This window comes from Stenotrophomonas sp. STEN063, from assembly GCF_056854515.1.
In genome coordinates this window covers 13,982-38,453 of record NZ_JBXFWF010000035.1, presented here as the reverse complement: position 1 = coordinate 38,453, position 24,472 = coordinate 13,982, and the positions used below count along the sequence as shown (strand labels likewise).

Annotated in this window: 22 protein-coding genes; 13 read left to right on the top strand and 9 right to left on the bottom strand. The window is 63.0% G+C overall.

What is annotated here, in order from left to right:
• Window positions 1-124 precede the first annotated feature (124 nt).
• The 7 genes from AC1VWL_RS11120 to AC1VWL_RS11090 all read left to right on the top strand — a co-directional run bounded on the left by AC1VWL_RS11120 (window position 125) and on the right by AC1VWL_RS11090 (window position 6,929).
• Window positions 125-922: a GntR family transcriptional regulator gene (locus AC1VWL_RS11120; protein WP_482986718.1), complete on the top strand. Its 798-nt coding sequence runs from the start codon at window positions 125-127 to the stop codon at window positions 920-922.
• Window positions 919-2,214: a 3-isopropylmalate dehydratase large subunit gene (locus AC1VWL_RS11115; RefSeq protein WP_482986717.1), complete on the top strand. Its 1,296-nt coding sequence runs from the start codon at window positions 919-921 to the stop codon at window positions 2,212-2,214. Before AC1VWL_RS11120 ends, AC1VWL_RS11115 begins: the two co-directional genes overlap by 4 nt.
• Window positions 2,211-2,708: a LeuD/DmdB family oxidoreductase small subunit gene (locus AC1VWL_RS11110; RefSeq protein ID WP_482986716.1), complete on the top strand. Its 498-nt coding sequence runs from the start codon at window positions 2,211-2,213 to the stop codon at window positions 2,706-2,708. Before AC1VWL_RS11115 ends, AC1VWL_RS11110 begins: the two co-directional genes overlap by 4 nt.
• Window positions 2,705-3,547: a hypothetical protein gene (locus AC1VWL_RS11105; RefSeq protein ID WP_482986715.1), complete on the top strand. Its 843-nt coding sequence runs from the start codon at window positions 2,705-2,707 to the stop codon at window positions 3,545-3,547. Before AC1VWL_RS11110 ends, AC1VWL_RS11105 begins: the two co-directional genes overlap by 4 nt.
• Before the next feature lie 313 nt (window positions 3,548-3,860).
• Window positions 3,861-5,780 (top strand): CocE/NonD family hydrolase, encoded by a 1,920-nt coding sequence (locus AC1VWL_RS11100; protein ID WP_482986722.1) that lies wholly within the window; start codon window positions 3,861-3,863, stop codon window positions 5,778-5,780.
• A 361-nt stretch (window positions 5,781-6,141) separates the two neighbouring features.
• Entirely contained in the window at window positions 6,142-6,393 is a 252-nt protein-coding gene (locus AC1VWL_RS11095) for a hypothetical protein (protein WP_303747999.1), read from the top strand.
• 182 nt (window positions 6,394-6,575) lie between these two features.
• Window positions 6,576-6,929 carry a BON domain-containing protein gene (locus tag AC1VWL_RS11090; RefSeq protein WP_481533905.1) on the top strand — a complete coding sequence of 118 codons (354 nt, stop codon included), beginning with the start codon at window positions 6,576-6,578 and terminating at the stop codon, window positions 6,927-6,929.
• A gap of 139 nt (window positions 6,930-7,068) precedes the next feature.
• Here the strand turns inward: AC1VWL_RS11090 and AC1VWL_RS11085 are convergent, their stop codons facing one another.
• On the bottom strand, window positions 7,069-10,938 hold the full coding sequence (locus AC1VWL_RS11085) for an Ig-like domain-containing protein (RefSeq protein ID WP_482986714.1): 3,870 nt from the start codon (window positions 10,936-10,938) through the stop codon (window positions 7,069-7,071).
• A gap of 834 nt (window positions 10,939-11,772) precedes the next feature.
• Window positions 11,773-12,015 carry a WGR domain-containing protein gene (locus AC1VWL_RS11080; protein ID WP_481533907.1) on the bottom strand — a complete coding sequence of 81 codons (243 nt, stop codon included), beginning with the start codon at window positions 12,013-12,015 and terminating at the stop codon, window positions 11,773-11,775.
• 585 nt (window positions 12,016-12,600) lie between these two features.
• On the opposite strand from AC1VWL_RS11080, the gene AC1VWL_RS11075 reads away from it, so the two are divergent.
• On the top strand, window positions 12,601-14,676 hold the full coding sequence (locus AC1VWL_RS11075; protein ID WP_482986713.1) for an O-linked N-acetylglucosamine transferase, SPINDLY family protein: 2,076 nt from the start codon (window positions 12,601-12,603) through the stop codon (window positions 14,674-14,676).
• A gap of 448 nt (window positions 14,677-15,124) precedes the next feature.
• Window positions 15,125-15,697 carry an OmpO family porin gene (locus AC1VWL_RS11070; RefSeq protein ID WP_296248516.1) on the top strand — a complete coding sequence of 191 codons (573 nt, stop codon included), beginning with the start codon at window positions 15,125-15,127 and terminating at the stop codon, window positions 15,695-15,697.
• 275 nt (window positions 15,698-15,972) lie between these two features.
• Here AC1VWL_RS11070 and AC1VWL_RS11065 read toward each other — a convergent pair whose 3' ends face one another.
• The 5 genes from AC1VWL_RS11065 to AC1VWL_RS11045 form a co-directional block, all read right to left on the bottom strand.
• Window positions 15,973-17,001 (bottom strand): NAD(P)H-dependent glycerol-3-phosphate dehydrogenase, encoded by a 1,029-nt coding sequence (locus tag AC1VWL_RS11065; RefSeq protein ID WP_282269648.1) that lies wholly within the window; start codon window positions 16,999-17,001, stop codon window positions 15,973-15,975.
• A gap of 19 nt (window positions 17,002-17,020) precedes the next feature.
• Entirely contained in the window at window positions 17,021-17,536 is a 516-nt protein-coding gene (gene secB, locus AC1VWL_RS11060) for a protein-export chaperone SecB (protein ID WP_282269650.1), read from the bottom strand.
• Between the two features lie 104 nt (window positions 17,537-17,640).
• Window positions 17,641-18,078: a rhodanese-like domain-containing protein gene (locus tag AC1VWL_RS11055; RefSeq protein ID WP_057629188.1), complete on the bottom strand. Its 438-nt coding sequence runs from the start codon at window positions 18,076-18,078 to the stop codon at window positions 17,641-17,643.
• Between the two features lie 64 nt (window positions 18,079-18,142).
• Entirely contained in the window at window positions 18,143-18,571 is a 429-nt protein-coding gene (locus tag AC1VWL_RS11050) for a hypothetical protein (RefSeq protein WP_482986712.1), read from the bottom strand.
• A gap of 26 nt (window positions 18,572-18,597) precedes the next feature.
• A complete protein-coding gene (locus tag AC1VWL_RS11045; RefSeq protein ID WP_482986711.1) occupies window positions 18,598-19,056 on the bottom strand; it encodes a YiiD C-terminal domain-containing protein in 459 nt (152 codons plus the stop codon).
• Window positions 19,057-19,098: 42 nt separating this feature from the next.
• On the opposite strand from AC1VWL_RS11045, the gene AC1VWL_RS11040 reads away from it, so the two are divergent.
• The 4 genes from AC1VWL_RS11040 (at window position 19,099) to AC1VWL_RS11025 (ending at window position 22,716) form a co-directional block, all read left to right on the top strand.
• Window positions 19,099-19,881 carry a uroporphyrinogen-III synthase gene (locus tag AC1VWL_RS11040; protein ID WP_481533912.1) on the top strand — a complete coding sequence of 261 codons (783 nt, stop codon included), beginning with the start codon at window positions 19,099-19,101 and terminating at the stop codon, window positions 19,879-19,881.
• A 114-nt stretch (window positions 19,882-19,995) separates the two neighbouring features.
• Window positions 19,996-20,976 (top strand): uroporphyrinogen-III C-methyltransferase, encoded by a 981-nt coding sequence (locus AC1VWL_RS11035; RefSeq protein WP_481533913.1) that lies wholly within the window; start codon window positions 19,996-19,998, stop codon window positions 20,974-20,976.
• On the top strand, window positions 20,973-22,235 hold the full coding sequence (locus AC1VWL_RS11030) for a heme biosynthesis HemY N-terminal domain-containing protein (RefSeq protein WP_481533914.1): 1,263 nt from the start codon (window positions 20,973-20,975) through the stop codon (window positions 22,233-22,235). The genes AC1VWL_RS11035 and AC1VWL_RS11030 overlap by 4 nt, the downstream gene beginning before the upstream one ends.
• Before the next feature lie 43 nt (window positions 22,236-22,278).
• Window positions 22,279-22,716, top strand: coding sequence for a hypothetical protein (locus AC1VWL_RS11025; protein WP_482986710.1), 438 nt, complete (start codon window positions 22,279-22,281; stop codon window positions 22,714-22,716).
• 60 nt (window positions 22,717-22,776) lie between these two features.
• Here AC1VWL_RS11025 and AC1VWL_RS11020 read toward each other — a convergent pair whose 3' ends face one another.
• Window positions 22,777-23,325, bottom strand: a complete 549-nt coding sequence (locus AC1VWL_RS11020) for a hypothetical protein (protein WP_482986709.1) — start codon at window positions 23,323-23,325, stop codon at window positions 22,777-22,779.
• A 139-nt stretch (window positions 23,326-23,464) separates the two neighbouring features.
• Window positions 23,465-24,466 carry a hypothetical protein gene (locus tag AC1VWL_RS11015; protein ID WP_482986708.1) on the bottom strand — a complete coding sequence of 334 codons (1,002 nt, stop codon included), beginning with the start codon at window positions 24,464-24,466 and terminating at the stop codon, window positions 23,465-23,467.
• Between the last annotated feature and the right edge of the window lie 6 nt (window positions 24,467-24,472).

Genomic DNA, 24,472 nt, shown 5'->3' with positions numbered 1-24,472 from the left:
GTCCGGACAAAGAATGGCACAGACCGGACGTCGGATATAGCCCCGGGAGCCGATTGCAGTCGGCCTCAAATATAGTTATATAGATATATCATTAAGATTATCGCGAACCCGCCGGACCCACGCCATGGACCCGTTCACCACACAATCCCTGGAAGGCATCCTCCGCCGCGACGTGCATGCGCCGCTCTACCACCAGTTGCAGGGCTTCCTGCGCGGTTTGATCGAGCGCGGCGAGATTGGCGACGGCGAGCAACTGCCTCGCGAAGAGGAACTGGCCCGGCGCCTGCGCATCTCGCGCGTCACCGTGCGCCAGGCGCTGCAGTTGCTGGCCAGCGACGGACTGCTGGTGCGCCAGCGTGGCCGTGGTACCCGCGTGGTTGGCGGCGGCGCGCGCAGCTCGACCATCCCGATGCCATTGAAGACACCCTTGGGCGAACTGCTGCACAGCTTGGATACGCTGGCCGGCAATACCCAGGTCCGCCTGCTCGGCTGGGAACGCCTGCTGCCACCGCAGCCGGTCCGCGACCTGTTCGGCACTGGACCCGCGCAGACGTTGGTGCGCTGCGTGCGCGTGCGCAGCCGCCACGGCCATCCGTTCGGCTACTACGCCAGCTGGACCCGCACCGCACACCCTGAGTTCAACGCCGAGAACCTTGCCTATGGCTCGCGCATCGAGCTGTTCCGCCGCTGTGGCATCGAGGTGATGAAAGTGCAGCAGACCGTTTCCGCCACCCGCGTCGACGCATTGGCGGCGATGCACCTGCAGATGTCGACCGGGCAGGCGGTGATGACGCTGGACCGGCACTCCTTCGATGCCAACCAGCAGCTGCAGGACGTACTGGAAATCCAGTACCGCCCGGACCAGCTGCGCTACCAGATGCGCATGGACTACGAAACCAACACCCCGGAGACGCGCGCTTGAGTGCGACCCTCAGTACGAATGCGGCGGCAACGCTTGCCGAGAAAATCCTCGCCCGCGCCTGCGGACGCGAGGCGGTGCGTGCTGGTGAGATCCTCACCGCCAGGCTCGACCTGCTGATGATGCATGACTCCGGCGGGCCGCGCCGGGTCGCCTCACGGCTGGAAAAGCTCGGCGCCAAGGTGTGGGACCCGGACAAGGTGGTGGTGGTCTCCGATCACTTCGTACCCGCCGTGGACATGGAAAGCGCCGACATCCTCGCCCTGACCCGCAAGTGGGCGCAGGCGCAGGGCGTCACCCATTACGACATGCTCGGCATCTGCCATGTGGTGCTGCAGGAACACGGCCACGTGCAGCCGGGCATGTTCTGCGTCGGCGGTGATTCGCACTCGCCCAGTGGCGGCGCGTTCGGCGCCTTCATGGTCGGCATGGGCGCCACCGACATCACCGGCGCCCTGGTGACGGGCGAAGTATGGCTGCGCGTGCCGCAGACCACGCGCGTGCAGCTCGACGGCCTGCTCGGCGCCGGCGTCAGCGCCAAGGACGTGATGCTGATGCTGTGTGGCCAACACGGCATGGGCAACGAAGGCCAGGTATTCGAGTACGGTGGCAGCGCCGTGCAGGCGATGCCGATGCACGAGCGCCTGACCCTGTGCAACATGGCCGCCGAACTCGGAGCGGAAACCGGCATCGTCGAACCCGACGCGACCACGCTTGCCGCACTCGATCAGGCCGGCAAGCCCTTCCATGGTGAGCTGGCGCAGTGGCGTAGCGACGTTGGCGCCAACTACCTGCACCAACACCGTTACGACGCCGCGCAGATCGCGCCACATGTGGCCGCACCGCACAGCCCGGCAAACAGCCGCCCGGTCGGCGAACACGGCAAAGTGCATATTGACCAGGCATACATTGGCGCCTGCACCGGCGCCAAACTCACCGACCTGCGCATGGCTGCCGAAGTACTGAAGGGCCGCAAGGTCGCCAAGGGAACGCGCTTGCTGATCGCGCCGGCCTCGGTGGCGATGACGGCACAGGCGGCAGCCGAGGGCACCTTGGCGACGCTGACCGAAGCCGGTGCGATCCTGCTGCCGTCCGGCTGCGGCGCCTGTGCCGGCATGGGTGCCGGCATGCTCAGCAGCGGTGAAATCTGCATGTCCACCACCGCGCGCAACTTCAAGGGCCGCATGGGCTCGGCCGAGGCACAGGTCTACCTGGGCTCGCCATACAGCGTCGCTGCCGCTGCGGTGAAGGGCGAAATCTGCGATCCGCGAGAGCTGCTGGGAGAGAACGTTTGAACGTCCGTGGCAAGGCCTTCGTGTTTGGCGACCGCATCGATACCGATGTGCTAGCGCCCGGCCCCTATATGCGCGAACCGATGAGCGTGCTCGCCAGCCACTGCCTGGAAGCGGTGGATCCGGCGTTCGCCAGCGAGGTGCGCCGTGGCGACATCGTGGTCGGCGGCGACTCCTTCGGCATCGGTTCCTCGCGCGAGCAGGCGGTGCAGGCGCTGGCCGAACTTGGTGTAGGCGCGATCATCGCCAAATCGTTCGCACGCATTTTCTATCGCAATGCGTTGAATCTCGGCGTGCCCGCGTTGGTTTGTACAACGTTGGAAGCATCACGCGGCGACGAGCTGGAGGTGCGTCCGCTTGAGGGGCGCATCATCAATCACAGCACGGGCGTTGAATTCAGCTGTGAGAAGATCCCGCCTGAACTGATGGAAATTGTTGCCGGTGGTGGCCTGATGCCATGGCTGCAACACAAGCTCGCTGCGGAGCGCCGCCAATGAAACAAGGCATCGTCCATGCCACCTTGATCGCCCCGGACCTGCAACAGGTCTGTGATGCCTACGTCGTGCAACTAGCGATGCAGGTGCAGCAACGTGCAATGCTCAGCGTAGAGGACGCGGCGGTGCTGCAGCTGCCGGACCTGACCGGCGCAGCGTCTGCTTGGTTGGCCAACAGTGCTGGCGAAGCAGTGCTGCGGGTGATCGAAGATCCACATGCCATCGTGGCTGAGCCGATGTTCCGGCACGGCTGGTTGTCACTGGAAGTGCTGGTCGGCGACATCGATGTATTGGCAGCCGGCCTGCACGCGCCCTTCAAGGTAGTGGGAGCAGCTGCCAATCTGGAGCTCAGTGATGCAATCCGAGCGGCACAGGTGCTGGGTCCGTGTGGCGAACTGCTTTACCTCACCCAGATCAAGGCAGCGGTGCCGCCGTTTGATCTGCCGATGACGGACGCTGCAGTTGCCAGCACCTTCATCGGAGTGATGACGACGCCGGACCGCGAGGCCTCGCAACGCGCCTGGTCTGCATTGCTGGGCGCCAAGGGCTGGGCATTTGATACCAGGATCACCGTGCTCAATCGTGCCTATGGGCGGGCGCTGGAAGGGCGTTATCCGGTGGCCGTGGTGCCGATGCCAGGCCAGTGCATGGTGGAGATAGACCAGGTGGATCTGCCTGCTTCGGCCAAGCTGCGGCAGGCGGGCCAGTACAGCCTTGGTCTGCGCTTGCCGGCGGTGGATGCCGCTGTGCTGGCTGAAGCCGGCTGGGTGGTGATGGATGCCGGTGAGCGCCGCAGCCTGCGTGGGCCGGCTGGGGAGCATGTGGAGTTGCTTGCTGGGTGATGGGTTGTTTGTTGGTGAAGGCAACAGCAACAGCTCAAAAGCCCCCCTCCCCAACCCTCCCCTGCGCTATGCGCAAGGGAGGGGGTAGACGCGGCGCCGCGTTGATCTGGCAGAGCGCAGCCAACAGCCCCCTCCCTTGCGCATAGCGCAGGGGAGGGTTGGGGAGGGGTTAGCTCTTGCCCTGCTCCTGCCTTGCCGCAGCTTTGCTCCCGCTGTCGCTTCAACGCTCCCCATGACCTTTGCCATGTGTAAGCACCACTACACAGGCATAGCGTCAGCGCTTGCCCCCAGCGCCTGAGGTAGAGCAATGCGGATCCAGACTCTCGCCGTCGCCATCGCCGCCATCACCACGCTTGCAACAGCTGCGACGGCAGCCGCGCAGGTCACGCCGATGACGCCGGACATCACCGGCAGGAAATTCGTCGCCCCGCAGCCAGCGCGTGACTTCGAAAAGCGCGAGGTGATGATCCCGATGCGCGATGGGGTCAAGCTCTATACCGTGATCATGATTCCCAAGGGCGTGCACAACGCGCCCATCCTGTTCACCCGCACGCCCTACAACGCGGCTGGCCGGGTTGATCGCACACCCGGCGCAACGCGCCTGGTCGATGCCCTCGCCCAGGGCGACACCGTGTTCGCCGAGGATGGCTACATCCGCGTGTTCCAGGATGTGCGCGGCAAGTACGGCTCGGAAGGCGACTACGTGATGACGCGGCCGCCACGCGGTCCGCTCAACCCAAGCAAGATCGACCACAGTACCGATGCCTGGGACAGCATCGATTGGCTGGTGAAGCATCTGCCCGAGTCCAATGGCAAGGTCGGCATGCTCGGCTCCTCCTACGAAGGCTTCACCGTGGTGATGGCGCTGCTCGATCCGCATCCCGCATTGAAAGTGGCTGCGCCGGAGAGTCCGATGATCGACGGCTGGATGGGCGATGACTGGTTCCAGCACGGCGCCTATCGGCAGGTTAACCTGGGCTACTTCAGCGGGCAGATGACCGCACGCGGCGCCGGCGCGAGAGTCGCCATGCCAAGCGGCGACGACTACAGCAGCTTCCTGCAGGCAGGCTCGGTGGGCGCCTTCGCCAAGACGCTGGGATTGGAGCAGATCCCGGCCTGGCACAAGGTCAGCGAGCACCCCGCCTACGACGCGTTCTGGCAGCAGCAGGCGCTGGACAAACTATTGGCCAAGCTACCGGCGATCACCGTTCCCACCATGTGGGAACAAGGCCTGTGGGACCAGGAAGACATCTACGGCGCGCACACCGCCTGGGCCGCACTGGAACCCAAGGACCACGACAACAAGCGCAACTTCCTGGTAATCGGGCCATGGCGACACAGCGGCGCCAACTACAACGGCAGCTCGCTCGGCGCATTGGATTTCAACGGGGATACCGCATTGCAGTGGCGGCGCGATGTGCTCAAGCCGTTCTTCGATCAATACCTAAAGGACGGCGCGCCGGTCGCCGACACGCCGCCGGTGTGGGTGTACAACGCCGGCAACAACCGTTGGGACAGCTACAACAACTGGCCGCAAAGCTGCGCTCAGGGCTGTCCGACCACGGCACACAAGCTCTACCTCAATGCCGACGCACAGCTGGGCTTCAGCAGCAGCACCACCGGCACGCAATACGCCGAGTACATTTCCGACCCCGCCAAACCGGTGCCCTTCGTGCCGCGTCCGGTCAACATGGGTGACCGCGATGTCTGGACCACGTGGCTGGTGCGCGATCAACGCTTCGTCGACGGGCGTACCGACGTGCTCACCTATACCGGACCAGTGCTGGACAAGCTGATGAAGCTGGCCGGTATTCCGCAGGTACAACTGAGTGCTTCCACAAGCGGTAGCGACAGCGACTGGGTGGTCAAGCTGATCGATGTCTATCCGGATCAGTATCCCGACAACCCGAAGATGGCTGGCTACCAGCTACCGCTGGCCGTCACCATCTTCCGTGGCCGCTACCGCGAGAGCTTCAGCCAGGCGAAGGCGATCACGCCCGATGCACCGCTGAGCTACAGCTTCGATCTTCCGAATGTGAACCAGACGCTGCAGCCTGGCCATCGCTTGATGGTGCAGGTGCAGTCCAGCCTGTTCCCGCTCTACGACCGCAACCCGCAGCACTACGTGGACAACATCTTCTTCGCCCAGCCGGGTGACTATCGCAAGGCCACCCAGCGCATCTGGAACAGCAGTGAGCATCCAAGTTACATCACGCTTCCGGTTGTTGAGTGAGGGTGTTGGATTGAGGCTTGGCTTGTTTCGCTGGCGTTGCTGAAGGCCGTGCTATAGCAATAGTCGGCATCACTGCCTGCAAGGCAAGGGAGCATGTATGAAGCGCAGAAGACTCAGCCAGCGCAGCATCATCCTGATCGGCATCGCGGTCATCGCCGCTGTTGTCGCGCTGTCGGTGGTGCCTTGGTAGTTGTTAACGCCGCGTGGCATAGCGCGGTGCAGCGCACGTCATGGCCGCAGTGCAGTTCGCACAATACGCAGCGATACCCGATTCTGCGTATTCACGCATTGCCGCCTGTTCACGATCCCGGCTATAGCTGGAAAGCCAGATCCGGGGGGATCACATACCGGAGCAATGTCATTGGACAAGATCAAATTTTTCCTTGAAGGGCCCGGCCGTCAGCGTCGATTGGTGACCTTGCTGGCTACTGAATCCAGGAACGTCGCCAAGGGCAGCAGCGATGGTCGCCGCGTCGCGACCATGGGGCTGAGCGACGTCTGCTTCCATACGATGATCGATGAGCAAGGCAACATCGCCAAGCAGATCGACTTCGATGGCTACCGCTTCAAGTTCCGTGACTCCAACCTGCCATGGGATCTGATGATCGCCTGATCATGTGCAATGCAGCCAACCGGCATTCATCTGCATGAGCGCAGCACGTGCTGCATCACATGATTGGCATTACGCGAACTTTCCTTTTCATGCACCTGCCCGTCACCGGATGCAGGCATCCACTTAATCGTGGTTGCTGCATCCTGCAGCTGGAGCATCGTTGCTCTGATCGGAGACGCGTCATGGATACCCGCAAGATGAAGCAACTGCTGTTCGCAGGCGTGATCGCTGTTGGCTGCGCAGGCACTGCCCTCACCGTGCAGGCCGCAGGCCAGGCCGCCCACTCCACGCACGATCAGGCCTCCGAGCAGCCAGGCACCGATACCTGGATCACCACCAAGGTGAAGGCCGATCTACTTACCACCAAGGATGTATCCGGCACCGAGATAAAGGTGGAAACGGTCAACGGCGTGGTGACACTGACCGGCGCCGTCGCCACCAAGGCGGAAGCCGACCGCGCCATTGCCGCCGCACGTGCAATCAAGGGCGTGAAGAGCGTGAACAGCTCGGCACTGACGGTCGCACCCGCGCGTTGATCCACTGATGTTGATCCACTGATAAAGCCATAGTCCCTGGATAAACATCAATCGGATACAGAGAAAGCGACACCTCACGGTGCCGCTTTCTCGTTTCAGTCGCCGACAGCCGGCAATCCAGTCGGCTGCGTGAGCATGCTTAGATCAAGCCGACCTTCATCGTGTCCTGCACAAGCAGCTCGGCATCCAAGCCCGAGTGCTGGTACACAACATACGAGACGCCTTCGATGGACTGCTTGCCCATCGACGCCCAATCACCCAGATCAGGCCCGCCCGTACCCAGCAGGTCATCGATATTGACGACATCGCCGGCATTGCCCTTCACCATCATCTGCACGGTCTGCTTGTCGCCCTGATGGAACAGGTCCACCTGGCCATTGGCGAGCACGTCCTTCAGTGACAGGGTCAAGGTGTTGTTGCCAGTGCCGGTCAGGTCGATGACTTCAACGCCGGAGAGCTTGCCCGCGGAGGTGGTCAGGTTGAGGTTCAAGGCCTGGCCTGCACCTGCGATCTTCAGGACGTCGATACCATCACCGCCATGGATGCCCTTGTTACCGGCATTGGCAAGATAGGTGGCAGCGGCATACTTCAAGGTGATCACGTCATCACCCGCACTGCCGTAATACGTGTCGACAAGCTCATCAACGGTGTTCACGTCGCGAACGTCCGACACATGCGTGACCTGCGTCTGGCTGAAAGCACCAACGGTGATCTTCCCGCCTGCGGGAATGATGTCGAAGCTACCCACATCCACGCCTTCCGGCGCGGTGAAGGCATAGGCCTTGACGTAACGCTTGGAAGTCAGCGTACCGGTGATGGTTTCGCGCTTGAGCACGTTGCCGGCCACGTCATAGATGACGATCACCGCACCGCCTGCCGTATTGTCCAAGCCGGACAAGGTCAGCTGGAACTTGCTGGCAGATTTCTCCAAGGCAAAATGCAGCACGGCATCCTCGCTACCGGTGAGGGTCAGGCCCGCCAGGGTGGCGGTGGTCGCCGCACCCTTGCTGAGGGTTCCGTTCACCGCGCTCACGGTCACGCCCTTGCCCGCATACGCATCGTCGACCACCAGAGTGCTGGCAACATTCAGCGTGTCACTCAGCGCCTTGGCGGCAAAGCCACCACCAATAACGCTGTAGGCGTCCGACTTCGGGCCCTGCACGCCATTGGCGACGATGCTAACCGCCACCTCGAAGTCATAGGCAACACCCTGCGCGGTGGTAACGGCATTGCTGGTCACCGCCGCCGGCACTTTCACCGTGACCTGCCCGGCAGTCACCTGCGCGGCGGTCAGCACATGTGCGTAGGTGGCGATACCCCACTGCACGTGCACGATGTCGCCGGCGTTGGCGGTCGAGCCGTCCAGGGAAACAATCATGTCCACGCCATTGCTTGCTTCGGCGGCAGTCAGCACGCCTTCGGCCTCGGCAATTCTTATAATCGACGGCGCTCCAAGCTGGGCGGTCAACTCGACATTGCGCTCGATGGTCTGGCCGATGGTGCCGGATGCACTGACCACACGGGCCTGGATGTTCCAGCTCTGCGCATGCGCCTGCGTATCGGTGAAGTACCACTTGCCATCCTTGACCAGCGCGGTGCCCCACTGCTTGCCGCCATCGGTGGACACTTCTATCCGGGCGCCGGTAGGCAGGACCGAAGCCAACTCGCCCTGCACAAGGCGGCCCGAGCTGCCATCGGCGGTGCTGTAATCGCCGGCGGTGTGGCTGTCCTTGCCCATCATCACGATGGACATGTCCAGCTGCACGCCGACACCCGACTGCACCAGTACTTCCGCTGCGAACACCGAGTGTTTGTAAACGTCATAGGTGACGCCAGCGACGACTACCTGGCTCTGCAACTGCCATTCGCCCTGGACCGCGCCGTTCATCATTGCACCGAGCACCACGTTGTCGCCGGCATTGCCCTTGACCAGCACCTGCACGTTGCCATCGGCAACGAACTGATCACGTGCACCAGTGCCAAGTACATCGGCAATCGACATCTTCAGCGTGTTATTGCCGCTGCCGGTGATGTCGAAGATCTCGATGGAATCTATCTTGTCCTTCAACAGCGCCAGGTCCAGCACCTGCTTGGCGCCGGTCAGCTTGAGCGTATCCGCACCGCCGCCGCCGGCAACGCCACCGCTGGTCGCCGCGTTGATATGGGCGACGTTGGCCAGCGTGAACACGTTGTCCTCGTTGCCACCGTAGTAGGTGCCGGCCTTGTTCTCGATGGTCTGGTTGGCGAGTACGTTGAGCTCGCTTGCGCCGCCACGGAACTCGAAATTGTCCAGGCCGATCCAATCCCAATCACCAATGACGCACTTGCCCGGGATCCTGGCTCCGGTAGTCACCACCATGTACGAGAACTCCTGGCCTGCTGGCGCCTTGAAGTATGCATTCACGGTGTTCGGCCAGTATGCCGACAGCGATTGCTGACCAACCTGTGCGCCATTGGCCGAATAGAACCTCACCGTTGTCGGTGCGAAATAGCCGGCCTGCAGGTTGGTCACCAAGAACTTGACCTCGGACACCGGGCCTTCGGTGAAGTCGATGCGGGTACGACCGGTGACGCCGAGCTTCATGCCGGTGTTGATCGCCGGATCGTAGTTGGTCAGGCCGGTCATCAGCCCGTAGATCTTGGACAGGTTGTAATCATACTCGGAGGTGATACGCAGCCCCTTGTGACTGGTGCTCTGCCCGGTATTGAGATCGACGTAGCCTGCGCCGGTGAAATCGATGTACTTCTGCTCACCCATATCGCGGTACTTTGAGCTGTTACCGGCCTTGTCGATGATCGCGGCCATGACGTCACCGCTGGCAACCGAGAAGCCAGGAGCGATTCGCACGCTGCCCGCATCCACATCCTTGGCGGTCAACGAGTAGTCGAAGCGCTGGCCGTTCAGCACAACACTGACGGTATCGCCGGCAGAGACACCAGCCTTGTTGAATGCCACTGTCAGATAGGAGCCGTCAGCCGTCAACTTGGTAGGCGCGTCTGGTGCCAGGGTATCGAGAAACACGTCGCGCGATTCCACTGCACCACTGCGACCAGCATCGTTCACTACCTTGGTCTGGATTGACCAGTCGCCGCTGTGGCTGTTGCCATCCTGCGCCGCCCAGCTCAGACCATCCACCATCGCCTGGCTCCAGCTCAAGCCGCCATCGGTGGAAACCAGCAGACGTTCGTCGGCACCAAGCTGTGCACTGAGCACACCCTGCATCAGACGACCGGCGCCACCGTCATTGGTAAGCCAGTCACTGCTGCTGACACCCCAGTCCTTGCTCATCGAGGTGACAGTGGCAATCTGTGCAGGCAGCTTGGCCTGGACCACGATGAGGTGCTTTTCCGAATGCTCGGAGACGTTGCCGGCCTGATCAGTCATCACCACTTCGAATTCGTGCTGGCCGTCCACAAGCTCGGCATCCGGCGTGAAGGTCCAGTTGCCGTCATCGGCAACCTGCACCTCACCAATCACCTGGCCATTGTCGATGATGGTGACGATGTTGCCTGCCTCGCCCTTGCCCGACAGCGTAGGGGTGGTGTCATCGGTACCGCTGCCATTGCCTACCGGGCCGGTCTGCGGGCCAACGTCGTCAACCACCTCGATGATCGAGGGCTTTTCGGGCGCCACTTTGTCCACGAAGATGACATAAGGGGCGGATTCGTCGCTGATCTCGCCGCTTGCCGATTCTAGGATGACGCTGAGACTGTGTTTGCCATCGGCCAACGGATAGATCGGAGTGAATGTCCACGTTCCATCGAGTCCAACCTGGGCGTGGCCAAGCAGATCGTTGCCGTCATACACGTGCACCAGGTCACCTGGCCGGCCCTGGCCCTTGATCTCAGGACGGCCATCATCGGTATAGCCGCCGTTGCTGATAGTGCCGGTCCTGTCGCCGTGGTCATCGACGATGGTATCGATGGCCGGCGCACTGTCCGCCGCATAAGAATGATTGTCCTTGATCGCAATCATCTGCGCGATCCGATCGTTGCCCACTACGCTCACCTGTTGCCTCCATTGAATTGATCGCATAGTCGCGTCGCAGCGACTGCACACCTGACTTCCAGAACCTTCCCTGCACCCGGGCCTGCATCGATACGCACGACTTCGCGCCCTTGCCTACAATCGATGAACGCCGTAGCGAACCAACATGTGCCAGACCACGAAACAGCTGGGCACAGATGCCCGTGCCGGACCTGCTTCCAGCGGCTCATCGTCTCTTCCAATCATCGAATTGGACACAGCGGGCTCGCGCATCGCCTGCTTCCTGCTGGAGCTGCTTCTTCACTGTGAAAGTCCCATCCAAGCAACACCAGTCCATGCAAAAGAAACTGCTCGCGGGAACGGGCAGTCCTTCGGCTATGCGTGTGTTGTGTCAGGGCTTTCGGCAGTCATACCGGGTAACGCTGTTGCAAGCGACCGGGGCAGTGCCAGCGAGGGGATTATCCGCGTGCCGCCGAAATAGATACATGGGAAACCACTCAAACTCCGAACCCTGAACCCTGGGCTGGCGCGTTCAGCGCCAAAGGCATTTTGCCGCATGAAAAAAGCGGAAACATGTCCCCCGACGGTTTCCCTGGTGAAACTCTCCAGTCCGCATCGAAAGCGCAGGTTTGGCCGTCGCAGCGACGGCACCTGCCAAACGAGATCATCGTGCTCCATCAGCTGATGGGACGATGGCATCGCCCGCATGTCATCGGCGATACCGCAGCTACAGAGAGCAAACGGCTCATAGCGACGGCATCCATGATCACGTGAACGTCGCTAGCGTGGCCACGGCATCACGAACCCCACCATCACGCCAATGCGTGATCCTGCCATCGCTCGCACATCAGGGATTCAAGCATCGCGACAACCGTTGCCCAGCTTCTCGGCCACCAGCTTTTCCAGCTCAAAGCGTGCACGCTCGGTACTATCGAAGACTTTCACGTAGCGCTGGCCAATGCTGCCGTTGCAGCCATAGTTCACCGCCAACTCGCTGCCACTGACTGACACGCGCCAGAACTTGTTCGAACAGCCCTGATCGAACACCAGGCTGCGGGTAACACAAGCCTCTACCAACAGAGGAGGCACGTCGTCCACGCTGACCTGCACGCTCTACGCGGCTGTGGCTGTGGCTGTGGCTGTGGCTGTGCGACCATCAGATCAAATGCATCGACCGGTTCTGGTTCTATGCCGCGCAGCGCTGCATTCTCTGCGATACCGCCCAGCGCCACACATCGGGTTCGTGCTGCTTCAAGCGTGCCACCAATTGCCGGTGGTAATCGAGCGGCGCCAGTGCGGGCCGTTCCCCGGTTGTGACATCCGTGCTGGGTATCCGTGCTTGTCCCACCGGCAGTTCAGGAGATTCCTCCAAGCCGCAGGCGGTTTGATAGAAGTTCGTGCTGTATTGGGCAGCATCCTGTATTGATTTGGCGGGCGCAGTCTGGATCAGCCCGTTGTTGGAGCAAAAACAGGCCAAGCCAGGATTTCAGAATAGGCATTGTCCTACAGATACATTCCACAAGTTGAAGCACTCTTCCGCCAATTCCTCGCCATAGTGGACTGGATAGCTACCTGACCTAGCCCGTGCGCTGGGCAGATCCGGGGGTCCGGAGGGTTCAGCTTTCCAGGGCTCGCATGTCTGTGGCTGGGGCAAGACCAAAGCCCATCACCGCGGAGAGCTGAATGAGTCGGCCACACAGAAAACGTCCTCAACGATCGAACAACCGCCCGGCGAACAGCGTTGACGCAATTTACGCAAATGTACTGGGCTTGTACCACCAGGGCCAATTGAACCAGGCGCTGGAGCTTTGCCGCAGGAAGCTGTTGAAGCTATCGCCGGCGCATCCCGGTGGATTGGTCTGCGCAGGCGTGATCTGTTATCTCAACAAGGACTTCCAGGCCGCCGAGCGGTATCTCAACGTGGCAGCGGCCACAGAAGACAATGCCGACGCATATATCAATCTGGCACTGACGCTCAACGCCATGCACCGCGTGCCTGAAGCAGAAGAGGCCTACCGTCGCTCCCTGGCGTTGAATCCAAACCAGGCCAACGCCTGGAACAACCTGGGCAACATCCTCAAGAACAGCTTCACGCCCGACCGGCAAGCAGAAGCCATGGAGTGCTATCGGCGGGCGATCAAGGCTGATCCGACGTATGCCAACGCCCACAACAACCTCGGCCACGCACAGGACACAATCGATGGCGACAAAGCCGCCGCGGAGGCAAGCTTTCGTTCGGCCATTGCCTGCAAGCCGGGCTACCTCCAGCCACGCTTGAACCTCGCAGGCATCCTGGAAAAAACCGGAAAGGACGTTGAAGCCCTTGCCTGCCTGCAACAGGCGCTGGAGCTCCATCCGGGCAATATCGGAATAGTCGGGCGCATTCTGAGCCTGCGCCGCAAACTGGCTGACTGGGAAGCCCGGCAGCCATCGATGGACGACTTTCTCTCCTTGCTGATGCAAGGCGACGCCAACGACTTCTCACCACTCGACCTGCTCGCCTGGCCAGAGTTCGATGCCACGATGCAATACAGACTCGCTGGCCAGTTTGGCCGCAAACGTTGGACAGCCGCCTTGGCGGCAGATCCGCTGGTGCCCTCAATTGCCAAGGCGCACGACGGACGCCTGCGTATCGGTTATCTGTCCGCCGATTTTCGTAACCATCCGGTCGCCCACCTGATCACCGAGGTCATCGCCGCGCACGACCGCAAGCACTTCCAGGCACACTTGTATGCCTATGGTCCGGAAGCCGACGATGAAGAACGACGCAGGCTGGTTGAAGCTGCCGATCACTTCACCGTCATCAGCCGAATGGATGATCTGGAGGCTGCGCAGCTGATCCGCGATGACCAGATCGATATCCTGATTGACCTCACCGGTTACACCACCCATGCACGCCTTGGAATCTGCGCGCTGCGCCCAGCACCTGTCATCGCGTCGTGGATTGGCTATGTCGGCACCTTGGGCGAAGCGCGGCTCGCCGACTACATCATCAGCGATGCGGTAGCCACGCCGCCTGCGCACGCTGGCCAGTTCAGTGAAGCGTTGGCGCTGATGCCGGAATGCTTCCAGCCAAACTGTCCTTTGGCGCCGCTGGCGGAACCGCCTGCGCGCGAGGCGGAGAACCTGCCGACCGATGCCGTGGTGTTCTGCAGCTTCAACCAGGTCTTCAAGTTCACCCCACAGCTCTGGGATGACTGGTGTGAAATCCTGCGCAACGTGCCCCGAAGCGTACTGTGGATCGCTCCTGGATCCTCTGAAGTCATTCGGAGCAACTTGTTGAAGGAAGCCGAGAAGCGTGGCGTGGCGCCCACAAGTATTGTTTTCGCCAACCGCCAATCGCTGGCAGATCACCGCGCCCGTATTGCCCTTGCCGATATTGCCCTGGACACCTATCCCTACAACTCAGGCGCAACGGCAAGCGATGCATTGCGTGCAGGTGTTCCACTGGTTACCTGCATGGGCGAAACCTTCGTCAGCCGCATGGCGGGCAGCCTGCTGCACACGCTGGGCATGCGGGAACTCTCCACCACGTGTCGATCTGACTACGTGTCGCTCGCCATCGACTTGGCCAGGAACCCATCGAAGCGGGAAGCAATCCGCCGCAAGCTTGGCGAGCAGCTGAACACCTCGGTCCTCTACCAGTCACACAAATTCGCCGCGCAGCTCGAGCAGCTGCTGCAAGCCATGCATGAGCAGTCCAAGCGCGGACAAAGAGATCTCATCGATCTGACCCATCGCACTGCCACAACCGGCTAATGCCGGCTCCAAGCAACATCCGAGTGCCAGTTGGCGCTGGGCAGAACCCGCTGGCGGCGGCCACGCAACCATCCGTTTGAGCAGCAGCCAGCTGCGGGAAGCACCTGTCCCCCGAACGTCTCTGCCTGTTTCGGGGAAACCGCACGTCGAGGGCTGTCCTCCGCTTCGATACCGCCGCAGCTTCCCCTGGCCGATGCACCTGCTGATCGAGCCGCCCGTCGATCAAAGTGTCGCAATTGAGTGGCGCTGCCACAGCAATGGCTTACAGCAGGCCCGGCCGCGCCTGCTGTCCATGTGCGGGAGAAGTTCCCCGCTCTTCACCTTAATTTATGTACTGGTCAGTTTGATATTCAGGGCGGATTCCGTCGGCTAACGGATAATTCACAACTATCGAACGGCCACAGATTCAGGCCGTAACGATCAAGACCAATAACGAGGTAATGCCGAAATGAAGACTTCTTTGATCGCTCTGGGCCTGCTGGCCGCCCTGCCGTTCGCCGCTTCGGCTGCCGATGGCCTGTCCTACAACTATGTGGAAGGCGGCTATGTGAATACTGACGCCAAGGGCGGCGACGCCGATGGTTGGGCGGTGAAGGGCTCGGTCGCGGTACATCCGAACTTCCATGTGTTCGGTGAGTACAACGCGCAGGAAACCGACAAGTTCAAGGCTGATGTCGACCAGTGGCGCCTGGGTGTTGGTTACAACTACACCGTTGCCCCGAATACCGACCTGCTGGCCCGTGCGGCCTACCAGAAGCTGGATCTGGAGTACGGCCCGAAGTTCAACGGTTACAGCGCTGAAGTCGGCGTGCGCACCGCCTTCACCCCGAACTTCGAAGGCTATGCCCTGGCTGGCTACGAGGACTACAGCAAGAAGAACGGCTACAACCCGGACGGCGAGTTCTACGGCCGCGTCGGCGCCACCGGCAAGTTCAACGCGAACTGGGGCCTGACCGGCGAAGTGAAGCTGGCCAAGGCTGGCGACAAGGAATGGTTCGTCGGCCCGCGCTTCACCTGGTAAGCGACACAGCAACAAGCGACAAGTAGTGGTGTTGTATGGCGCGTGACCTCTCTCCCACGCGCCGCTGGAAGCCCGGTCCTCCCCCGACCGGGCTTCTTTTTTGCGCGGCATCCTGCGGTAGTGCCGAGCAATGCTCGGCAAGCCTGGCTTTCTGTAGTGCCGAGCCATGCTCGGCAGAGGCCTCACCGGTAGAGCCACTGCCGAGCGTGGCTCGGCACTACAAAAAAACAAAAAAGCCCAGCAATGCCGGGCTTTTTTTTAATCGTCGCTCATCCTTACTTGAACAGCGTGTCCGGGTACTCCGGCTTCTGCTCACGGGCCAGCAGCTGCTGCAGGCCTTCGGATGGGCTGAGTTCGCCGTGCAGTACCGACTGCACTGCCTTGGAGATCGGCAGGTCGATGCCGTGGCGATCGGCCTGACGCATGACTTCATCGGCGGTCTGCACCGATTCCACCACCTGGCCGATTTCCTTGACCGCATCGGGCAGGCTCTGGCCGCGTCCGAGCGCCAGACCCAGGCGACGGTTGCGCGACAGGTCGCCGGTACTGGTCAGCACCAGATCGCCGAGGCCGGCCAGGCCCATCAGGGTTTCCGGCTTGCCACCGATGGCAGCCGCCAGTCGCAGCATTTCGTTGAGGCCACGGGTGATCAGGCCGGCACGGGCGTTGAGGCCCAGCTGCATGCCATCGGCCACGCCGGTTGCCACTGCCAGCACGTTTTTCATCGCCCCGCCCAGCTCGGCACCGACCATGTCGTCGCCGGTATAGGCGCGGAACGCCGGGCCGTGCATGGCATCTGCCACCTGCTGGGAGAACGCATCGTCATCACCGTGGACGGTGATGGCGGTGGGCAGGCCGAGGGTGACTTCCTTGGCGAAGGACGGGCCGGTGACGACGGCCAACGGCACGTCCGGGCCCAGCACCTCACGCGCTACTTCATGCAGGAAACGGCCTGAGCCGGGCTCGAAGCCCTTGGTCGCCCAGGCCACGCCTGCCCCGGCCGGCCGCAACGGCGCCAGCGCGCGCACGGTTTCGGCAAAGGCATGCGAAGGCACCACCACCAGGATCCAGTCTGCCCCGGTAACGGTGGCAGCCAGGTCGGTGCTGGCGCGCAAGGATTCTGGCAAGGGAATCCCCGGCAGATACCGGGGATTCTCATGACGCTGATCAATCGCCTCGATTACCGCTGCATCACGTCCCCACAGCACGGTAGTATGACCGTGCCGGGCCAACAGTGTGGCCAGCGCGGTGCCCCAGGAGCCCGCGCCGACAACGGCGATCTTTTCTGCGTCGTTCGTACTCATACAGAAACGCAGACGCCGATCAGGCGTTGCCAGCCGGCTCGGAGTCGGCCAGCGACGGCTCGCCCTGCTGCTGACGCTGACGCAGGGTTTCAGCGTACAGGCCTTCGAAGTTGATCGGCTGCAGGTAGAACGGCGGGAAGCCGCCAGCCTGGATCAGGTCCGAGACAATCGAACGCACGTACGGGAACAGGATGTTCGGGCACTGGGTGCCGAGCAGCACGTCGATCGCCTGCGGCTCCAGACCGATCAGGCCGAACACGCCAGCCTGCTCGACTTCGGCCACATAGGCGGTCTTGTCACCGGCCTTGCAGGTCAGGGTCACGCCCAGCACCACTTCGAAAGCGGTCTCGGACAGGCGCTGTACCTTCTGGTTCAGGTTCAGCTGCAGGTCCGGCTGCACGTTCTCGTTGAAGATGACCGGGGAATTCGGCGACTCGAACGAAACGTCCTTGACGTAGATCTTCTCGATGGTGAAAGCCGGGCCGTTGGCGGATTCGTCGGCCGGGACTACGCCGTTGGTGTTCTCTTCGGACATTGCTCAAGACTCCAGAACAGATTGTTCATTGAATGGGATTAGTACAAGACCTGCGATGGGGGCGGTTGCCCACCTACACAAGCCCTGACTGAAAATTTGCTGACTCAGTTACGGCCCTTGACCAGCAGCAGATCTGCTGCCTGCCAGGCCGGCAAACCACCGTCGAGCACATAAACCTGCTCGTAACCGGCTTTTTTCAGTGCTTTGGCTGCTGTTGCCGAGGCATTGCCGGTACGGCACAGCAACACCACCGGGCTCTGCTTGGCATTGGCCAGCAGCTTGTGCGCGGGGGTCAACTGGGCCGGCTGCACATTGCGGCTACCGGCAATATGGCCCTTCTCGAAGTCGGCGGCAGCCGACAGATCGATCACGGTCGCGCCGCCAGCATTGATCATATGGGTCAATTCAGACGGCTTGAGCGACTTGTAGCCACGGAACAGGCGGGCGATCTCGGTGGCAATGATGGCCACCGTCAGGCCGACCAGGGCCAGCGACAGCATCGGATTTCGGCCGGCGAAGGCCAGCAACTCTTCGTAATTCACTCAGGTCACGGGTCGATAAGAGGGCATGGATTGTCGCACAGCCGGTGAAAATGCAGCCAATGCCTCATTGGCCCTGCCAGAAGTCCGGCAAACCGGTTGCCTGCCACCAGCGCTTGGCTTCCGGATCCCAGCGCCAGCGCTCGTTCACGATGACCGTCCGCTCTGCCTGGGTATTCCGGTTGATGACGCCCATTTCGACGCGTCGCTCGATGCTGCCGTCGGCGCCCGCAGCTGCCGAACGCTCGCGGTAGCTGGACACCTGCACCTGCCGGTAGCGCTCGCGCTGCAGGTCGGTGATCGGGTGCTGCTGCAGGTAGAGCGGGTCGATGAATTCTTCCGCCTTGTCGAAATCGCCCCAGCGCACGGCCGCAACATAGGCCTCCTGGGTAGGCACCAGCTTGTTGCGCTGTGAGCGGCTCGGGCCCTCTGCCTGGGCTGAACCAGCGACCAGCAACAGGACGACGACAACGGACTGGAACAGGTTTCGGAACATGCAGGCCCCCTCGGTGATGGCCGATCTTAGCCTTTGCCGAGGGCAACGAAGCGACCCTCGAACTCGGCCGCCCCACCTTCGATTGCCGCCCTTACCGTCACCCGCGCACGGCCGCGCTTACTGAACGTGGTCAGGAATTCATCCCAGTCCTGGTCCGGCGCCAACCGCGCGGTTGCCAGCAGGTCGCCATACACTGGCGCACGGTAGCGGATGTTGCTGTCGGCCACGTACACCTCGGCCTGCTGGCCGGCCAAGCCCAGGCGCATGCTGACCAGCGCCCAACCCGACAGGGTCATCACCGACGCCAGGCTACCGCCGAAGGCGTTGCCCTTGTCATTGACGTTTACGTCCAGCGGCGCCTGCATGCGCAGCACGCCGTTGTCATAGCCCGCAATGCGAATGCCCATCGCCGCAACCGGCGGCATTGCGGTAAGAGTGCGCTGGAGATTCTCCAGCAACACGGGGTCAGCAAAATGTTCGGACATGTACGCGCACGCAAAACGGAAAGCGCCCGCATAATGCATGGAATGAATCGCCCCGCCTATGTGCCAGCCGACACGGTCTGGCATCTCATCTCGATGCGTCCGCAAGGGCAACACGACACCGTGCGCAGCGCAGCGGCGCGTTTGGGTGCACGTACGCTGGCGTTGTCGCCCTGGCGACTGCAGATGCGTGCCGACGAGGAAACACGCGAGCAGCTGAACGCAGCACGTGACTACGATCGACTGGTGTTCACCAGCCCCGCCGCCGCCGAAGCCGCCGCGCGCTTGCTGCCATTGGCCGAGCTTCGCGCAGGCAGCCTGATTGCCGTTGGCGAAGGCACCGCGCGCGCCTTGCGTCGCCGCGGTGCGACCAGTGTGCAGGCGCCGGCCCGGATGGACAGCGAAGGCCTGCTGGCCTTGCCTGCCATGCAACACCTGCACGGCCTGCGCGTGGCCCTGGTCACCGCTCCCGGCGGTCGCGGCGTGATTGCCGCGCAGGTGCGGGAACGTGGCGCCAAGCTGCAACGCATCGATGTCTACGAGCGCGTGCCATTGCCGGTCAGCAAGGCCACCATTGCGCGCCTGCAGGCACTGCCAACGCCTTATGTGGTGGCGATCAGCAGCGGCGAAGCCTTGCAGACGGTGCTGCCGTATCTGCCGCCAGACCTGCTGCAGCGCTGGCAGCAGGCCGCAGCGGTCACCGCCAGCGCACGGCTGGCCGAACTTGCCACCGAGCTTGGCTTCCGCAACGTCAGCATCGCCACAGGCCCACTGCCTGCACAGCTGGCCAGCGCCGCCCACGCCGCGCTTTTCCCGGCCGCAGGCTGAGCGCACCCGCAAGGGCGACTTGCAGGCATGCAGCGCGCGGGCGATGCTTTGCCTGCACCAACAGCGTGGTCACCCTTGTGTCGTGGCCATGCCCGCCAAGGATGTTGCCCCCCGATGAATGAAGACGTCGCACCCGTTCAACCGCGCCGGCCCCTGCGCTGGCTCCTGCCGCTGATCGCCATCGCCGTGCTGGTCGCTGCAGGCTGGTTTGGCTGGCACAGCTGGCAGAGCCGCCAACAGCAGGCCGATCTGGCCCGCGACAGCGCGACCCAGCAATTGAACGCCATGCAGCAGGGGCTGGACGCCCTGCGCCGCGACCAGCGCGCCAATGCCCGCAGCATCCAGGACGCCGCCGCCACCAATCGCGTGCTGCGCGATGAAGTGCTGGGGCTGAGCCAGCGCAACGCGCTGCTGGAAGAAAACCTTGCCCAGTTGGCCGACAGCTCGCGCCAGGGTGCGCAGGCCGTGCGCCGCGAAGAGGCCGAGCTGCTGCTCAACCAGGCCCAGCAGCGACTGACTTTTGCCGGCGACCTGGACGGTGCGCGTCGCCTGTATGCGCTGGCCGCCAGCGCGCTGGAAGGCATCGACAGCCCCGACTACCTCAACCTGCGCCAGGCGTTGATCCAGGAGCGCAATGCGCTGGACGCACTGGGCCCGGGCGTGCGCGCCCGCACCGCTGCCCAGCTCGAGCAATGGTCCACTGAACTGGAACGCCTGCCCGAACACCTGCAGCTAGCCGCCGACACCCAGCAACCGTGGTGGCAGCAGATGCTGTCGCCGCTGGTGCAGATCCGTCCGGCCGACGGCAAGGTCCTGGTTGCCCGCTCCGAACGCATCGCCGCCAATGACTCGCTGCAGATCGAGCTGAGCCTTGCCCGCGCCGCCCTTGAGCGCGGCGACGGCAAGGCCTGGCAGCAGGCACTGGACCGCGTGGACGGCTGGCTGCAGCGGCTGTGGCCGGATTCACCGCAGCGCCAGCTGCGCCGCAGTGAACTGCGCGAGATGCGCGGCGTGGAACTGCGCCCCAACCTGCCGGAACTGGGCAGCACCCTGCAGCAACTGCGCAGCACGCGCGCCGCCAAGGACGCACCATGAAGGCCTTCCGTTCCCTGTTGCTGGTGTTGCTGGTCGCCGCTGCCGGCATCTTTGGTGCGCAATGGCTGGGCCAGGACTCCGTACGTGCCTTGGGCGAAGTGATCGTCCGTGCCGGCGACCACGACTACATCGCCACCTTGCCGCAGGCCGCGTTGGCGGTACTGATCGCCGCTTTACTGGTATGGCTGCTGTGGTCGCTGATCAGCACCCCGTTCCGGGCCTGGGCACGGCATCGCCGCAAGCAGGGCCGCGCGCGCCTGATCGACGGCCTGCAGGCATTGGACAACGGCCAATGGCAACGCGCCGAAAAACTGCTGCAGAGCGCGGCAACCGAGAAAGCCGTACGCCCTATCGCCCTGGTGGCCGCCATGCGCGCGGCCGAAGCACGCGAGGACAACAGCAGCGCCGGCCAGCATCTGCAGCAATTGGCCGAAGCCGACCCGCACCTGCATGCCCTGCACAGCGCCGAGCGCTGGCTGCAGCTGGACAAGCCGCTGGAAGCGATCAACGCGCTGGACCTGCCGGCCCTGCAACCACTGCCGCCACGCGGCCTGTGGCTGCGCACCGAGGCCTTGCAACGCGCTGGCCGCGCCGAAGAGGCCTATGGCCAGCTTGGCGCGCTGCGCCAGCAGCAGGTGCTGCCACCCAGCGCGGTTGCCGGCCTGGAAACCACGCTTGCCCTGCAGATGCTGGACGAAGCCAGCGACGTCAATACGCTGGCTGCTCGCTGGGAAGTGCTGCCCAAGTCCGTGCGGGTCAGCCCACAGGCGGTGGCGCGCTATGCACAGCGCGCGGTAGCACTGAACTGGACCGATGTCGCCCTGCGCAGCATCGAACAGACCCTGGACAGCCACTGGGACGAAGCCCTGGTCAGCCTGTACACGCAGCTGCCGGTGGAGAAATTCGATTCGCGCCGGGCCAGCGCCCAGCGTTGGCTGCAATCGCATCCCAACAGCCCCGCACTGCTGCTGGGCCTGGCCCGTCTTGCCGTTGGCCAGGGCCAATGGTCGCAGGCCGAGGAGTTCCTGCACCGGGCCATCGCCCGGGATGCCGGCGCCGACGCCTGGGAAGCCTTGGGCGAGGTGTTTGCCGCACAGGACGAGCAGGCGCTGGCCAGCCAGTGCCTGCTCAATGCAGTGCGCCAGCGCCGCGGCGAAACACCGCAGCCGATCCAACGCCGCACCCTGCACCAGCAGATCCAGGACCAGGCCGTGGCCGAAGAGCGCGATGCCCATGGTTTTCCGCGTTTGCCGGGCTGAGTCTCTGCAGGTGCACCCTCGACGCTTTCCGTAACGAGCCGCAATGAACATACCTCCGGATATCCATGCGCGCGTGGTCGCACTGACCGACGCCATCCTCAACGCCTGCGAAGATGGCGAAGAAGACGCCAGTGCATCGCTGTATGCACAGCTGCATGCTTACTGCGACTCAATCGCGGCTGCCGGCCGTGATCATCCATTCCTGTGGGAAACGCTGGCAGACTTCACCGGCGATGATCACCTCGCCATCAAGCACTACACCCACGCATTGATGCTTGCCAACGCAGCGCAGGCCATCAACTACGAAGCCTCGATCTGCCTGGCACTGGCCGAACGTCATTCCAACCTGGGCGATGTTGCCGCGGCCCACGAACACGCGCTGCGCGCAGATGCATTGGCACAGCGCACGGACGACCTGCCACTGCGCCAAGCCATCAGCCAGTTCCTGCTGGATCACGCACAGGCGGCCAACGAGGGCTGAGCTGGCGCTGCATCGTCCGCGCGCATTGCCCTCGCCCGGGCTTCGTTGGCCGCTGTCGAACTAGTCGCGGCGATACGGATAGCGCGGCAGGCGTGCCAGAAACGCCGGCGATACCCCGCGATACACGGCCAAGCTCGCATCGATCTTCCTGGGCTTGAGTATCTGCATGCCGATCAGGCCCCACAGCACCATCACCAGGAAGGTCAGTATCCCCAGGGCGATCACCGCGCCACTGTCGAACAGAAAACAGCCAAACAGCGGCACCAGCGACGCCCACGCCATCAGGATGAAATTCAGCCGCCGCTTGCGATGTGCCGAACACAGGCCGACGTTGTGCACTGCCGTCTTGCGCACCGCCAGTGCGGCAATCAGGTAGACCAGGATGTGCAGCAGGATCAGCAGGTACATCCACGGCGAGTGCCAATAGAACTTGCGCTGGCGGTACTCGAGCGCCGGCTTTCCACATTTGACGCAGTAGCGCGGCAGATCGCCATGCGGCAAGGCCAGCAGCTGATCGCCATCACGCCAGCAGGTACCGTTGTCCGGGCTGGTGTTGGCAAGCGGTGGCGGCAAGGCCTCCGGCGCGGCATACGGGTTGAACTCATCCATTCCTTACGTCCCCTGTGAGAATCGAACAGGCCGCCTCCTGGGCGACCCGAACCTGCGTCCTTGGCATCACATGCGGTCGCTGGCACTTTCCACGCGACGGGGAAGGCCCGCCGCTGAGCTGCCTGCGGAACAACGCCACTCAGCGTTTGGTCGATGTCGACTCGGCCCCAGCTGCAGCGGCAGCGGCTGCATCTGCTTCCGCAGCGGCCGCTGCGGCAGCAGCGACATCCATGGTCGTTCCACCCGTGTAGGCGGCATCTGCAGCAGCTTCTGCCGCATAGGCTGCAGCTTCGACTGACGCATCGGCCGCCGTCGCAGCGGTATCTGCTGCCGCCTGCGCTGCCTCTGGCGACATATCCGGGGTGCCGGCAATGCGCGCAGTTGCCCCCTCTGCCGCCTCTTTGGCCGGCGGCGCATTCGCGTCCACCGCCATGGTGTTCATCGCGCTGTTTTCGGCGATCAGCTGCAGCTGCTGTGCGATCTCGGCGACGTATTGGCGACGCGCGCGTTCGCGCTCCTGCCCAGGCACCAGACGCTCCGGCAGTGGCTGCAGGCGCTCGAAGCGGGCGCGCGCGGCATCGAAGCGCGACAACCTGCGCTCCCATTCGCCCAGCAGCATCTGGCAGTACAGCCAGGGTTCGTCCTGATCAGCGGCGGCGCGCGCATCCGGACATTGTTGCGCGACCGCCGCCGATGCGGCTTGCACGTAGCGTGGGTATTGTTCCGGCGATGCCTGCCAGGTTGCGCTCTGCAACACCCCGGCACGATCCTTCAACGGCGCATCGACGGCTTCGAACAGGCGCGCCAGCAACCAGTAGCTGGTTTCAGTACCACGCATGCGCTGGTAGTCGTCGCTTTCGACCACTGCCGTCAGGCGCTTGATCTCGTCGGCGCTGTAATCGTCCTTGTAGATGACGAAGCCGTTGCCCGGACAGGATACCAGTGGCCACGGCGATTGGATGGCGCCATGCAGGCGTCCATCGAGGAAGTGGCCAAACGCCGTGCCAGACCCCATTTCCTGCGCACTGAAGCGCTCGCCGCCGATCGGGCAGACATGCTCCACCTGCATGAAGGTCATCGCGGCGGCAGGCGCCGCCCATCCTGCCAACAGCACAGCCAAACCAATCGCAATGCGCTTCATGCCCTG